1 protein-coding gene is annotated in these 282 nt (G+C 50.4%); it reads left to right on the top strand.

Annotated features, from left to right (window positions below; translation table 11 throughout):
- A partial coding sequence (gene miaE / locus ACYP03_RS25790) for a tRNA isopentenyl-2-thiomethyl-A-37 hydroxylase MiaE (RefSeq protein ID WP_459782646.1) occupies window positions 1-282 on the top strand: 282 nt, incomplete at both ends.

Below are 282 nucleotides of genomic sequence, written 5' to 3'. Positions count from 1 at the left end.
CAGCAAAGGCGGATTGTCCTTATGGCCAGGATCTGATTGATAAGATGGTTCGCCTGATCAAAGAAGAATTCCACCACTTTGAACAGGTGCTGGAAATCATGGACAAGCGCGGTATCGCTTACTCCAATCTGAGTGCCGGTAACTATGCCCGCGGGCTGATGAAAGCCGTGCGTACTCATGAACCCGCCACTTTAATTGATAAACTGATAGTCGGCGCTTACATTGAAGCTCGCTCCTGTGAGCGTTTCGCCAGACTGGCGCCGTTTCTTGATGATGAGCTCA

Source organism: Photobacterium sp. R1 (genome assembly GCF_054600795.1).
The sequence above is the reverse complement of the archived record's forward strand: the minus strand, read 5'-3'. Positions and strand labels throughout refer to the sequence as shown.